Annotated in this window: 18 protein-coding genes and 1 pseudogene; 1 reads left to right on the top strand and 18 read right to left on the bottom strand. The window is 35.3% G+C overall.

The window, feature by feature from the left end; genetic code table 11:
• Positions 1-21: 21 nt before the first annotated feature.
• The 8 genes and pseudogenes from C7381_RS07030 to C7381_RS07005 form a co-directional block, all read right to left on the bottom strand.
• The gene (locus C7381_RS07030; protein ID WP_116480420.1) at positions 22-1980 is read right to left on the bottom strand and encodes a DUF2075 domain-containing protein; all 1959 of its coding nucleotides are present in this window, start codon (positions 1978-1980) and stop codon (positions 22-24) included.
• 144 nt (positions 1981-2124) lie between these two features.
• Positions 2125-2964, bottom strand: coding sequence for a metallophosphoesterase (locus C7381_RS07025; RefSeq protein ID WP_116480419.1), 840 nt, complete (start codon positions 2962-2964; stop codon positions 2125-2127).
• Positions 2965-3098: 134 nt separating this feature from the next.
• A complete protein-coding gene (locus C7381_RS07020; RefSeq protein WP_116480418.1) occupies positions 3099-3578 on the bottom strand; it encodes an ABC transporter permease in 480 nt (159 codons plus the stop codon).
• Positions 3579-3690: 112 nt separating this feature from the next.
• Complete coding sequence (locus C7381_RS08605; protein ID WP_165803630.1) at positions 3691-3831, bottom strand: hypothetical protein; 141 nt, start codon at positions 3829-3831, stop codon at positions 3691-3693.
• Positions 3800-4126: pseudogene (locus tag C7381_RS07015) on the bottom strand (KilA-N domain-containing protein); the annotation flags it as partial. The gene C7381_RS08605 and the pseudogene C7381_RS07015, both read right to left, overlap by 32 nt.
• Positions 4127-4308: 182 nt before the next feature.
• Entirely contained in the window at positions 4309-4545 is a 237-nt protein-coding gene (locus tag C7381_RS08520; RefSeq protein WP_133240935.1) for a hypothetical protein, read from the bottom strand.
• Between the two features lie 73 nt (positions 4546-4618).
• Positions 4619-4837 (bottom strand): hypothetical protein, encoded by a 219-nt coding sequence (locus C7381_RS07010; protein WP_165803629.1) that lies wholly within the window; start codon positions 4835-4837, stop codon positions 4619-4621.
• A 286-nt stretch (positions 4838-5123) separates the two neighbouring features.
• A complete protein-coding gene (locus tag C7381_RS07005) occupies positions 5124-6023 on the bottom strand; it encodes a stalk domain-containing protein (RefSeq protein WP_116480416.1) in 900 nt (299 codons plus the stop codon).
• 183 nt (positions 6024-6206) lie between these two features.
• Between C7381_RS07005 and C7381_RS07000 the strand changes: the two genes are divergently transcribed.
• Positions 6207-6875 carry a 5'-methylthioadenosine/S-adenosylhomocysteine nucleosidase family protein gene (locus C7381_RS07000; RefSeq protein WP_116480415.1) on the top strand — a complete coding sequence of 223 codons (669 nt, stop codon included), beginning with the start codon at positions 6207-6209 and terminating at the stop codon, positions 6873-6875.
• A 776-nt stretch (positions 6876-7651) separates the two neighbouring features.
• Here C7381_RS07000 and C7381_RS06995 read toward each other — a convergent pair.
• The 10 genes from C7381_RS06995 to C7381_RS06955 form a co-directional block, all read right to left on the bottom strand.
• Positions 7652-8362, bottom strand: coding sequence for a stalk domain-containing protein (locus C7381_RS06995; protein ID WP_116480414.1), 711 nt, complete (start codon positions 8360-8362; stop codon positions 7652-7654).
• Between the two features lie 320 nt (positions 8363-8682).
• The gene (locus C7381_RS06990; RefSeq protein ID WP_116480413.1) at positions 8683-8901 is read right to left on the bottom strand and encodes a hypothetical protein; all 219 of its coding nucleotides are present in this window, start codon (positions 8899-8901) and stop codon (positions 8683-8685) included.
• Between the two features lie 180 nt (positions 8902-9081).
• Positions 9082-9822: a YfjL-like protein gene (locus C7381_RS06985; protein ID WP_116480412.1), complete on the bottom strand. Its 741-nt coding sequence runs from the start codon at positions 9820-9822 to the stop codon at positions 9082-9084.
• A gap of 162 nt (positions 9823-9984) precedes the next feature.
• The gene (locus C7381_RS06980) at positions 9985-10749 is read right to left on the bottom strand and encodes a class I SAM-dependent methyltransferase (protein ID WP_116480411.1); all 765 of its coding nucleotides are present in this window, start codon (positions 10747-10749) and stop codon (positions 9985-9987) included.
• Between the two features lie 225 nt (positions 10750-10974).
• Positions 10975-11430, bottom strand: a complete 456-nt coding sequence (locus C7381_RS06975; protein ID WP_034546726.1) for a GNAT family N-acetyltransferase — start codon at positions 11428-11430, stop codon at positions 10975-10977.
• Between the two features lie 14 nt (positions 11431-11444).
• Positions 11445-12089: a cupin domain-containing protein gene (locus C7381_RS06970; protein ID WP_116480409.1), complete on the bottom strand. Its 645-nt coding sequence runs from the start codon at positions 12087-12089 to the stop codon at positions 11445-11447.
• A gap of 18 nt (positions 12090-12107) precedes the next feature.
• Positions 12108-12281: a hypothetical protein gene (locus C7381_RS08600; protein ID WP_165803628.1), complete on the bottom strand. Its 174-nt coding sequence runs from the start codon at positions 12279-12281 to the stop codon at positions 12108-12110.
• Positions 12282-12326: 45 nt separating this feature from the next.
• The gene (locus tag C7381_RS06965) at positions 12327-12968 is read right to left on the bottom strand and encodes an MgtC/SapB family protein (protein ID WP_116480408.1); all 642 of its coding nucleotides are present in this window, start codon (positions 12966-12968) and stop codon (positions 12327-12329) included.
• A 15-nt stretch (positions 12969-12983) separates the two neighbouring features.
• On the bottom strand, positions 12984-13421 hold the full coding sequence (locus tag C7381_RS06960; RefSeq protein ID WP_116480461.1) for a hypothetical protein: 438 nt from the start codon (positions 13419-13421) through the stop codon (positions 12984-12986).
• Positions 13411-13620, bottom strand: coding sequence for a helix-turn-helix transcriptional regulator (locus C7381_RS06955; protein ID WP_116480407.1), 210 nt, complete (start codon positions 13618-13620; stop codon positions 13411-13413). Before C7381_RS06955 ends, C7381_RS06960 begins: the two co-directional genes overlap by 11 nt.
• Between the last annotated feature and the right edge of the window lie 312 nt (positions 13621-13932).

The following is a 13932-nucleotide window of genomic DNA, read 5'->3' as shown; positions in this document are numbered from 1 at the left end:
TTATTTAGGAATAATTACTAACTAAATTTCTTTGATTCCAATTTCTTTTAAATACTCATAAACTCCACTGTAGAATTCTGGCTTCATTGTTTCGTCATTATCATCTCCAGTTGGGACGAAAATGATAAATCCTTGACGTGCGCGCGTTAATAATACGCGGTATGCATTTTTTAGATATAAAATGTTTTCTTCCTTATTTACGTTTTGCCATTTTGTTCCTTTAAAATTGTAGTATTCAAATTTATTTTTGTTAAATCTAAAGTTTGCATCCCAACAAACGATACTCCAATCAAGCTCTAATCCTTGAATCTCAAATTCTGTGGCAGTTTCTTCCAAGAAATATGAGGATCTTACATCTTCTTTTCCATTTAAAAACCAGTTTGGAGCATTTATTTTATTATCTACCCATATGCCGTACTTGCGAAGTCTTTTTGCTCCGGAGCTTGCAGTAATTCCATAGCGCTCAGAGCCTAGCGCTTTTTTACGAATCCATTTTTTAGCCGTTTCCAAATCTCTTGTAATATAAATTGGATATTTGTTTTCTAACTCCTTATATAAATATTTGGCGTTTTGAATATCTACATCCAACAACGCTTTAACAAATGAAGCAACATTTTCGCTTCTAAATGAACGCAGCGGTACAGATAGATGTAAATCGTCTTTTATATTATAATTTAACCCATCTATTAATTTATCAAATGATTGTCCTTTTGAGTATTCGTCATCTGTAATTCGCTTGGATACATAGATATCCCAATCAGTAAATTTATTTTTTAGAGCTTCAAACCATCCGGAAATTCCAGCGGATTCTCCCTTATTTATTTCTTGCCCTCCGCCAATTAAACAAACAATAGTCGCCCAACCATCATGTCTATCCATTATACTGATAAGAAATTCAGGTTCCGACATATTGAAATTAAGTTTCCCCTTTTTTCTCTTCATAAAGTCCGCCAGATTAGTTTCGTCCCATGCACGTTGCGCTTCATCAAATACAGCAACTCTTTCAATTGGGGCAGTTTCAACAGAAATTGCATCATCTCTAAAATGGTGAATGATTTGAATAAACTCTTTTGACTTTCGAAGTGCGTCCGTTTTCTTTGAGCCATTTCTTTCGACATCATCTCGAGCTAAAGCTTCTTGTAATACATCAACAAGAGGGCCATTTCCGGAAAGAAAAACGGCATGCTCATCAGCATCGACTTTTTGGCGCTCGATGGCAATATTTAACCCGGCTAATGTTTTTCCAGCACCAGGCACTCCTGTTATAAAACAAATAGATTTTTTATTGTTAGCTTTGCTGTAATCAATAATTTCATTTATGGCGTTAGTTGTATCGCTTAAATTTTTAGCACTAGCGTCGCTTCTTGAAATTTCTTTTACATTGTGTCCCGTATATAAAGCTTGTGCGGCTTCTATTATTGTTGGGGTTGGCCTATATATTGAATTTATCCAGTTGCAAGCATTTATTTCAGGCCTTTTATACTTATTACAAACTGCATTTATGTAGGTCGAAAGGCCATCTTTATTACAACAAAACACATCTAGTATATTTTCTTTTAATTCATTAATTTTTAAATTATTATTTTGAGCGTTTGTACAAATAAGAATAGGTACTAAAAGTTTTTCTCTGCTTTCATCGTGAAAATAGCTTAGATCAAGTGCATAATCCATAACTTGTTCAATTGCATGTTTAGAATAAGAGTTAGCACCGACTTTAAATTCTAATAAAAAAACAATACCTTTATATATGATTACACCATCTATTCTTTTGCCAATTCTTGGAATAGTGTATTCAAATATAATATGTCCTTCTTTAAAATCAGCCAGTTGATTTTTTAAAATAATTATTTCTTCCTTCCATGCATTTTTTTGAAATTCTTCAGATGAATATTTATCATTACCTGATATTTCGCCAAAAATTTCGTTAATACCTGACTTTAAAAATTTATTAATTTCATTTGAATAATAATATCTGCTCATTTATACCTCACTATAAATAATAAAAATATATCAATTTTAAATATAGGTCGATTTAAAATTATGATAAAACTCATTTGATTTCTAGTTGAAATGGTGAATATTATATATTTTGCAACAAAAATTGCGTTGTAATAACGCTTAATCCTATTTCACTCCAACTACATCCACAATAACAAGTTCCGGTCGATTAAAAATCCTCGGCACCCTTGTGGATTCTCGTGCAAGGCCGCGGCTCACGATCATTTGTCCGTTCGGGAAGTCGTATTTGCCGCCGGCGTATTTCGGAAGCCAACCTTCGTCGGGAGCAAACACGCCGTTTAGAATAAATGGGATTCTCCATTGACCGCCGTGCGCATGACCGCAAAGCACGAGGTCGAAGTCGTATTTTAGATAGTTCTCAATATAAGAAGGGCGGTGGGCGAGAAGGATTCTAAATAAATTATCGTCTTTTTCTCTTTGAATTTTGTCAAGCTCCGAATAAAAATCTCCGCTTTTTCCGGTGAAGCGCTCCTTGTCAGGGTCGTTAATGCCGCTCAAGCTGATTTTTTGATTTCCGATTTCGACATCCACACTTTCTCCGTCAAGCACATAGATATTGTTTGCCCTTAGCCACGCAATCATTTCGTCGGATTGGCGGCTCCAATATTCGTGGTTTCCGGTCACATAGTAGCACGGATATTTCGGCGCAACTGCTTTTAGAAATATTTTTGTGTTTGTGTCGGGAATAATGTCATCAAAAATATCTCCACCCAAAAGAATTATGTCCGGTTTTTCTTTGTTCACCGCATCGATGAGCGTCTTTTGATTTTCGCCGTATTTGCAGGAGTGCAGATCCGTAACAAGCGCAATGCGAACGGGGGAGTCGATTTTATCAGATTCAATTTTATATTTCACAATTTTCAGTCGCACGTCAAACGCAGATAGCATGAGGACTAATAGGATGAGAAGGGCGGCGATTAATTTGTATTTTTTCTTTATTTTCATATATTGCTCCGATTCTATTTAAGAATATTTCCATAGTGGAACTATTTCTAAATAGATTATATCAAAAAAATACAAGCAATTCTATTTCGGAATATTTCGACAACGAAACTATTTCTATATAGGATTGCTTGCGATTAAAACAGCGTTAATAAATATCCGTCAATTGCGGCAACGGCGGTATACATAATTGTTGCTCTAAGGAAAGAGTCGATGTGTTTTCGCGGGTTTTGATAGAGTTCCTTTTGAGGAATTTTTGAGAATCGGATTCGCTCTGCATTTCTCCACCAAATAAGGTCTATAAAAACGAGGTCGAAGATGTTTAACGCTTGCCCGAGTATGAAAAGGTTTAAAAAGTTTTGCATGAAAATTTTCTTGCGAATGAAAAAGCCCATTATAAAGAAGAGCACCAGAAAGAGTACGAGGTTTGAAAAAAACGTGACGTATACGTTTCGCTCTTTGAATTTTCCGCTGTATTCGTCGATTTCTCTTATTCGCTTTTGCACTTCGTTCGGATATGAATCGTAGCTCTTCAAATTCTTTTCGTCAGTGCCGGTGCCGAGATAGCACAGTATAAAAAACAATGAACATAAAATTATTATTTCTAAATATAGCATCGCCGTTCGCTCCTTTTTTATAATTATAACACAAGCTGTGATTTTGTTTTAAAATTTTTGTACAAAAAAAGCACCTATAAATATAGATGCTCAGTTTGTAACTGACCGTGCATTATGGCCCTACATCAACATGCTCCAAATCTTTTTCCAAAATCCATCCGCAAATTTTGTAATCACCTTCGCACGCGGTTTCAACAAAGTACCAAATGTTTCCTTGCTCATCGCCCCGATTTAGAAACAATACCAATCGCATTTGTATTTTTAATCCATCTTTGAGGGGATGAGGTAAATGCATTTGTTCCCGCTTCCTTTCTAAAGGAGTCGAATTCGACCCCTTTAAAATTAGGATTGTGAATAGTTTCCCAGAGACCAAGGAATTCAATTGTATCTCGTACTCTTAACTAATTTTTAACAACGTCTTTAGGTTTATGCACATTTTTATATCTTGCAATATCCGTTAGACTTATATAATCATTTTTAAAGTCTTCAGTATAAATTTGAATAGCAAAACCTTTTGCTTCAATCGTATCTTTTTTTACCTTAGACATGTATATTCCTCCTTTATGCTGATGCACGGTTTACAATATTTATTTTTGTAAAACTCTCCTAAACAGCACACCAACTATTTATTTTTTAGTTTTAAACTTTGGTAGAAGTCTTGAACTCCTTGTATTTACATAACTATTTGCCTATATCACTATTATGACACAAAATCCCTCTAACGTAAAGCTTATGACAAAAAAGGGGTTATTGTTATGTAAATTAAAAGAAAGCGATTGCGCACTTCCTTTGCTACTTCCTTCTTGTCTTCTTTTTTCTGTGTCAGCCTTGTTTTCTTTCTTTTCGCTTGGCTTGTATGGCTTTTCCGACTGCAGATTTTTTGCCGCAGGCTGCCAATGAGAAAATCATTGTCAATGCTAATAATATTGCTAATCTTTTTGTCTTTTCCTTGGCTATAAGCTCTCATCCTTTTTTAATAATCTCTAATCCTTGGGTATGAGCGAGTCAATTATTTTATACATATTTACCGAATACCCATTCTAATAGATCAGGCTATCCCAATTCAAGAGACCTTCCGCATCTATAACTTCATCCGGCAAAACCAGGCTGCCGTTTTTTTGGCTAATGCTTGGCGTAAATTCCAAGACATCGTCCCTGTACCTGATAGTAATCTTTGCATTTGGAGCGATCTCGCTAGTATTTTGGCAGATAAAGGTTGGTCCTGCACAAGCAGTTTCGTCCATATAATTATTTTCCACATCTCGCAATTATGAGATTAAAAAATGGTGTTGAGAATCTTACGGCCCTCGCAAATTTGGAGTGATGTAAAAGTCTAGAGAAGATAAGTCTCAAGGAGAATGTGGGTCGAAAAATGTCGAGGTCCCCCTGTGGGATTGTGACATTTTTAATATAGCTCACGCAAATCTTGGTCAAGCTAACAAAATTTTTTGCCCAATCAAAAAGCAACCATAATTATTTGGTTGCTTTCTTATATTTTTATACATACAATATACTAGAAATTTTTTTCTATTTTAACCACAAATTCTATATTTCTAAATATTCTAAAATCTTTACAAGATCATCTTTACTAATGTAGCTGATTTTATTTTCAATCTTAAAATCTGTCATATCAATAACCATGTCGTCGATTCTCATTTCCTTCATATCGTTATTGATGACGACTTTTTTGTCAGCCTTTGTAATCTCAGTGGTCTTTGTATCCCTGATCCAATTAACTTCTGCGCCTAGACCTTCCAGGGCCTTTCTCAGATAATAGGTGTCAGTGGTTTTTTCATAGACCTTTAGCTTATCGTTTTCTTTTGCATCTTTATTTTCATCTGTCATTTGGTCTTGGATTTTTTCTTCCTTTAGAATTGCAATTTTTTCAGGGGCTGCGATTGGCGGTATGCTCCTGGTTGCAATTGTGTAGAGAGCTAGGATTTCATTTGGCAAAAAGTCTTTCACGTCTTCTCCTGCAAAGTTCTTTGCTTTTATTTCTTCGCCTAGATTTAAATCCAATCTATTTGCTATGCCGTGACCGGCCTTATCAAAATAATCCACGTCCATGGAAAATTCTGCCCCGTCCACATTTACCCCGATGACGTCCGGTTTTATCCTTGCTGGTAGCGAAAGCATCATTGGCGTGTCGGCCCTATAAAAGTACTGGATTTTTTCGCCTTTTTTGAACTTGTAATCCTCGACAAATTCGCCGGTTTTTAGGTCTACCACTTTTGTCTTTACATATAAAAACATTTCCTTTTCGCCCATATCGTCCTTGTCCATCTCGTTGTCGACTAAAATTTCTTCATAGTCGCCATCTGGAACATTTGTAACTGTGGCAAATTTCATTTCATATCTCATTGGCTTTTCCTCGCTTTCCTTGGCAAATGACAGGCTTGTAAAAAGTATGACACAAGCCAAAGCTATAGATATAATTCTTTTCATTTCACATCTCCTTTTTTAATAATAAATATAAGTCTACTGCTTTATTTCAATATAATTATTTTAACACAAAGAGATTTTGTTGTCAATTCTCGCGAGAATATCGCGAAATTAACCACAAATTCTAGCTTTTATTTCTAGCATGTGTTAAAATTAAATAACAAAATAAACATAAGGAGTGATAATATGAGCATAGGAATTTTAGTTGCAATTGAATTTGATGCTTTTTACAATATATATGGAGAACCGGTTGAAAGATACAAGCACGGGGGCTTTGAGGTTTTAAAATATCATATCCACGGCAAGGATATTTTCGTCTGCCCATCAAACGCTGGGCAAATTCGTGCGGCCATGGCCATGACCATCCTTCTGGACTTTTACAAGTGCGAAATCATCATCAACTACGGTGTGGTGGGCGCCCTTAGCAACCAAGAGGTCGAAGAGCTTGCAGTGGTCGAGAGTGTTTGCCACTACGAATGGGACACGACGGAGGCAGGCGGCGGACCCAAGGGTAAATACGAAGCCTTTTATGAAATATTTTTTAAGTGCACACCAAGGCTTGTGGACCTGGTCCAAAAAATCGACCCACATTTAAAAAGGGTCAAGCTGGCTTCAGGCGACAAATTTGCAGGCCTTGAAGCAAAGACGGCTCTCCGCGAGGAATGGGGCTGCGACATTGTAGACATGGAAGGGGCAGCCATAGCCATCTCATCAAAACTCTACGGGGCCAACTTCGTCATGATAAAGGCAGTCTCAGATGCCCTAACCGATGGCGAAGCAGAATATGACGACAACTTCGAACGCTCATCCAAGGTCGCAGTTAAAATCATCGACGACCTCATAAGAGAAATTTAATTAATACAAGCGCCTTATAATTTAAGCCTTGATCCTTTGGTCGGGGCTTTTTGCTTGCAAAAAAAATAAAATTCAAATTCAAAAATCATAATCTTTCAAAATTGATCTATAAAAATAATTTGAAACTAGTCTTGCTATCCTATTCATGATTTTTCCCAAAAATCTAAAGAAAAAGAATCCCGTATACCAAAAGAATATTTAGAACTTGACGACATTGCAGATGGTATATTTGTAACAGGTGAAGATAGCTATCCCAACTTAGACATGCCTGAACTAATGACATACTGCAGGAAAAAAAGAATTTCCCCTAGCCAACTAAGCAAAGAAGAAATATCGAAGTTCAATAAGGAATAAAATTAAATTACTCGTATACCAACTATTGTAAAGACACAAAAGCGTCTTTTTTCTTGACTAAAACAGACAAAGAAACAAAAAGCCCACATAAGTGGGCATGTGTGTGAAATAATACTATATTTTATTTTACCAGCACTTGACAAAGTAGGTCTCTGTCAAGAAATTTCCGTTACCGAGTGAAAAATCATAAGCATAATCAATGTCTGTAGCATCTGATTACGATAGAAGTCTAGAGGCTTGCCGGTCAATAAGCTTTAATTATTATCTCTCTGTTTCAAAAGTCTCTCGTACTCTGCTTCTAATTCTTCTCTTTCTTCTTCGGAAACTTTTCTATCGAAATAGTCGTATTTTTCCATGCTCAAGGTTTTAATAAAATCCTTATAAAAAAGATAGCCGCATATAAGCGGCTATGATTATATTTATTATTTTACGAATACATCAGCAAAGCCTGTGTAAGTTGTGCTGTATCGTCCATCTGTCCATTCAAACTTAATTTCAAGAAGTCTAACTCCTGTAACGTTTAAGTTAACATTAACCGGTAATTGACCGCCAACTACATCAAATGATTGAAGAAGATTACCATCGCCAATAAAGTCTACCTTTACTGTAAGTCCTTCTTGGTCAGCACCTAGTAGACCGGTTAGGTTAGTGTACTTGCCTTCAAGATTGAAGTTAGTATGTCCCTTTTTATAAGTATAAGAGTTAAAAAGAATACCGTTGTTATATTCTTTTCCACCTAAAGAGAACTTAGTCTTATATTCGTCTTTAGCTATAACTTGAGCCTTTTCTTGGCTAAATGGCTTCATAATCTCAGTTAATGCCTTATTTACTTCACCTGTATTAACCATGCCGTCACCCAAGAAAGCTGTCATAGTGTTTTGGTCCCATTGAACTTGCTTTCCAAGAGCTTCGCCAACCGCACGGATTGGAAGATATGTTGTGCCGTTATAGATGAACGGCTCAATTTTTTTGCCTGTTGAGTCCAAACCGAACTCAACTTCTTTTCCGTCAACAACAACCTTGATGTTGTCGTATGCAACCTTGATGTTAACAAGTTTTGCCGAAGCAAGCACAACGGTTGAGAGTGCAAAAATAATGGCTAATGCCGAAACGATTTTGAATTTTTTGTTCATAAAAATTTCCTCCTGATTAATATTAAGAACTTATCTTATATTTTAATTATATAATAAGTTGGAATATTTTTCAATAGTATTCAGCGATTTAAGTCAATAAATAAAATAAATATCATTTAATTTTTATATTAAAATTATTTTATGCTAATTTATTTTAATTTATATATTATAATTGCACGATATTTTAGCATAAATAAAAATAACTGTCGTGTTTTTTGCTAAATACAATTATAAACAGCAGCTAATATGACTATATTTTTGAATCGATAGATATTAAAAAAACTCCAATAAAAAAGCATCTAAAAAATAGATGCTTAGTTTTATTTATTTTTTAATTCTTCAATATTTTTATTGAGCCTGTCCAAAAGCTTAATAATAATAAAATTTTGCTCAATTAAGCCTGGCCAATAGTTGAATTTTGCAGTTTTTGAAACCTCATACAGCTTCTTTATGTCCTCTACGTCCATCTCTTCCAATTGGTATTTCTCGACAAATTCAAGAATTTTTTCATCTTCCGTTTTCTTTTCAAATAGTCCCATAAATTCTCCTTTCAGATATTTATACCCAAAAAAATCCGTGAGCGGAAACTCACGGATAATATTTAGAACAAGTTATAAAGTTGTCCGAGTGGAACTTTGTCAACCGGATCGCAGGTGATGAGATATATATGAAAAGGAAAGAGAAAAATCGCAAACAAAAAGCGTGGTCTCTGCCACGCTCTATTTATTTGCTATTTTATTTTCGTCGTCGTAAATCTTCTTTAAAGCTTTCATGTCGCCATCTATAATCACATTATCCGGCACATCAAAAACGCTAAGTGCATTTCTCCAAGTTTCCGCTTTGCCTTTTTCCGCCTTGTCGGCGAGCGGAATAATCATACCCGAAAAACTCTCGACGGGAATTTTTCTTTTCGAGAGCACCGTTTGCATCTTCTTCAAATTGTCCATAATCCCTTCGAGACTTGGACTTTCCGCATACGACTCAAAATGTGTATTAACAGGGCTCGGCAAATCATCTGCATAGAAAATCTGGTCCACATGTAAACTATATCTATAATACTTTTCATCGCTCGGGTTAAGCCTGAGCTTGAAATCAAACCCGTTTTCATTTGCGATTTCGTCGCTAAGTTTATTTAAAAAATCAACATATCTTCTGAAAGTATTTATTGTTCTGTCCCCGTAAGAATCGTATTTCAAGCGTCCCAAACTGTCAAAACTGAGCTCGAACTTTGAGTCGGGACTGTTTTTATCCTGAAGTCTCACGACATACTTCGCATCTTTAAAATTGTAGAAAGCCCTGTCTTTTTGAAGCTCGAGGTCGGTGTAGTGCGTTTTTAAATAATCGTTTGCCGCTTTGTTTGCAAGAACCCTACTTATGGGATTGCCGAAAAAAGCAACCACAAAAAACAAAATAATTGCTACAAGTGCGCCTATTGAAGTGTAAATTAAAACTTTTTTCATTTTGAAACTCTCCTTGTACTATATTATAGAACAATGGATAGTGAAGAAAAAAGAGATATGCGTGTGCGTATCTCTTTATAAAATATTCAAGCTATTAAATTAACATTACTGAGTTTTCGCTTAATTTGCATTCGAAACTATAAACTTTTTTATCCATACAAATTATTTCACACTTGCTATGGCAATAAAATTCATTTTGGACTTGTTTTTTCTAAAAAACTTTATCATTTCAAATAATTGCCCGCGGTTGGCATCTAAGATCCCATTAGTTAAAATTTTTACCATACCAAAAAATCCTTCGTCCCTAATCATACCGGACCTTGAAAGCAAGGTCATCTTACCAAAAATGCAGTCAGATTTTTCAAAGCCCGTTTGCTTATAAAAGTTTAGCCAGTCATTTTTTGTGTGGGGGACTGCAGGATTATAAATTACCCTTTGCAATTCTTTAACCAAGTCTGCATCTTCTTTTTCCAGCATAACATCGTGGGTCAAAAGTAAGCCGCCTTTTTTCAAAACCCTATAGTATTCTTTAAGGGCCATTCGCTTTTGACTGTCGCTTAGCATGGTGAGCATGGCCTCGTTAATTACTACATCAAAACTCTCATCTTTAAATGGAAGCTTTGTTGCATCTGCAACCATGACATCAACATATTGTGACAGTTTTTTCCTTGCAATATTTGCCTTGGCAGAAGCTATGGCTTTTTCATTTAAATCAACACCCACATTTTTATTTTTGTATTTTTTTGCAAAGTCCATTATATTGTCAGCTTCATTGCAGGCAACTTCCAAAATTTTTGGCGATCTTGAAAAATCAATTTTACTTACCAACCAATCAGTTGCATCAATTCCGCCTGGACGCAATCTCTTTTTGCCCAATCTCTTGAGTAAGAAATGTCCTGGCTCGCGTTTCACATTTTTTAAAATCATATTTCTGCTTATAATATCACTCCATTTTTTATTTGTTAGCTTATGCTAACTACTTTAATTATAAATTAATTTTGTAAATATTGTCAAGGCCAGAGAGATAATTTAATTTTAAAAAAGAAAAAACCAAGGCAAGTGGAAACCTCCACCCCTTGGTTTTTTGTTTACAAAATATTTTGCTTTATCGTTTATTTTTTTGCATCTCACAGTTTTATAAGTAATCTTGACCTACAAAACTTTTTTGACCATTATATATTCATCAGTCCTGTATTCTTCGACAAAGCCATTTTTTAAAAATAAATTTATGGATGGATTGTCAATTCCAATATCATCATAAAGCTCTTTGACTCCCTTTGACTTGGCAGTCTCGCAAAGGCTTTTTAAAGCAAAGTCTCCGTATCCCTTGCCCCGATATTTGGCATGGATAAGTATGGAGACCTTATTAATTTTATCTTCCTCATCGTAGCGATAGGACAAGTCCCCAACAAAATTATTATCCTCGTCCTTAATATAGGCATAAAATTTGCTATCGTCAAACATATAGCGATTGTACCACTCTTCCCACTTATCTTTTGGGAAGGGAATCGTGCCACCGTAAGCGTGGTTGTAGGCCATGGTCTCCTGGTCTTCCATCATCTCCTGCCTAAACCACAGGTCTTCCAACTTTGGTCTGTATATTTTCATAATCTTACCTCCAATTATTTTACTAGTATCAGTGCCATTTTAAATTTCGTCACCGCTGTTACATTGTGGCGGACGCCTTTCGGAAAGACGATTTGTTCGCCAGCCTTAATGCGATGAGTTTCATCTTTAACCATCATGTCAGCCTCGCCTTCAAGGGCAAAGATAAGTGCATCGCCAGGTGCTGTATGTGGAGTTAGGCCTTCGCCTGCATCAAAGGCCATGAGTACAATCTTTAAATCATCACGTGAGAACACATCGTAATTTGAAATCCCCACGTCTAAATAATTTATTACATCCTTGAGTGAAAAAACCTGTCCCATATTTTCTAATTTTAACATCTTGTCCTCCTTTTTATTATAAGAAATTTCCAGCAAATAAGAATCCTCGTCTGCATAAATCGCATATGAATTTAGGTCGCCAGAAAAAATCGCCTGGTCGGCCGAAAGTTTGTGGTCGCCAATCCTGATGTATCCATCCAAATTTATATAAAGGCTCCTATTATCATAAAGCTCCTCACTAATATCGGTCCCCTTGGCCAGGCCAAAGAGGTAAATATTTATGTCGTCCCTCTTTGATAGGCTCAAAGATAAGGTGTGGCCAGCTTTGATGGGCAAGAGCTCATTATAAGAAAAAATTCCATTTTTATATCTGTCTTTCATATTACCTCCCTTATTTTCTTACCCATTTTTGCTAAAATTACACGGCCTGTCACCTGTTGAGTACAGGCTACAAGCCGTGTAGTAAACGCGGTTATTTTGTCCGGGTTTGTGGGTGCATGTCAGTTTTTCTCTTAGTGCTTTAATCTTTTCTTTTAAATTTTTTATGTCCGGAAACTCCACAATTTCTCCCATAATAGTCCCCCTTATTGTTTGTTTTAAATGAAAAATTTATCTCTGTTATTCATTCGATCTTACCGATTTTAAATGTAAATCTGTTTTTAATTTCTCGAAAAAACTGTCAATATCATAATTTTTATGAAAAGATAAAGTCGCATCAACCACTGAAATGTCATCCATATCCTCATCGACAACATCCAGCTTTCTTACCTCGACACCCTCTTTTTTAGCGATATCAAGAAAACTGTCCTGCTCAAAATTATTTGTATCAAAAGTCAAGATATATGACTGTGTAGTTCTCTTATTAATAAAATCGCTGAATCCCTTCAAGGCTACCAAAGTTATTAGACAAATGATAGTTGCAAATATTGCTCCCGCATAATAACCGATTCCGACGGCAAGACCTATTGCTGCAGATAGCCATAAAGTTGCAGCTGTAGTAAGACCTGAAACGCCATCCTTTTTTTGAAGAATAGTCCCGGCTCCTAAAAATCCGATTCCACTCACAACTTGACCTGCAATCCTTGCAACGTCTCTAGCTTTGTCACTTGAAATCTCTCCGATTGCATCCACACCTATAAGCATAATTAAACATGCTCCGACGCTTACAATGATGTGAGTTCTGAAACCTGCAGCCCTGTGCTTCATTTCTCTTTCTATACCAATAATAGCTCCGAGTGAAGCGGCTAAAAATATATTCATAATCCTCTCCTTAAATTACATCTTCTTTTCGAATGTAAAACGCCAATATAAAGCATACACTTGCATTGAAATGAAAGCGACAACAAGAAAAATAATCGTTAATTTATTTATGCCCATTAAACTAAAAATTAAAATCAAAGCTGCAAATATATAAATCATCATATCATATGCTCTAGCTTTGGATTTTTCTGCAATTAAAACATTTCTTTCGTCATTTTCATCAATCTCAATCTTTCTTACCAGTTCCTCATTATTTTTTAGAGAAAAATGCCTGATGATATTTTTCATAAAATGTCCGAAAAAACCGCATCCGATGGCAATCGATATATAAGAAATTATATTAATTATTTTATTTGGACTCAAATTATTTTTGTTAATTATAAATCCAAGTGCAATTAAACCAATTCCCAAAAATGTCAATGAAATATCTTTTATTATATTTTTATTGTTCATTTTCATTTTTCTCATAAATAAAAATCTCTTCAATCGTCAAGTTAAAAAATCTTGCAATCTTAAATGCCAAAATAATTGACGGATTATATCTTCCGTTTTCAAGTGATCCGATAGTCTGCCTTGACACCTCAACAGCACGTGCAAGATCTTCTTGTGTTATACCATTTTCTTTTCTTATTTCTTCCAATCTGTTTTTCAAAATTTTATTCCTCCATAAACGGCAAGCTAGCTTTACATTAAATATATCACCAATTGAAATAAATGTCAAGCGTACTTTCCGTTTTTTGAAATAATATAAAAAACTAGTGTTGATGCCGGAACCTTACAAGTGTTTTAAAGGGAATATAAAACTTTCAAATACAGTTTAAATTATATATTTAGACAATAAAAAAGGCTCTATAATATCTATGGGGGAGTAAAACCCTCCATAGATATTTTTATGTAAAAAAATTGCACTTATACGCAAAACATCCTATACTAAAAATAGAAACAACAAGTAAGGAGGTGCATA

The sequence above is a fragment of the Ezakiella coagulans genome (genome assembly GCF_003096635.1).
Classification (GTDB): Bacteria; Bacillota; Clostridia; order Tissierellales; family Peptoniphilaceae; genus Ezakiella; species Ezakiella coagulans.
This window is presented reverse-complemented; position numbering and strand designations above follow the sequence as displayed.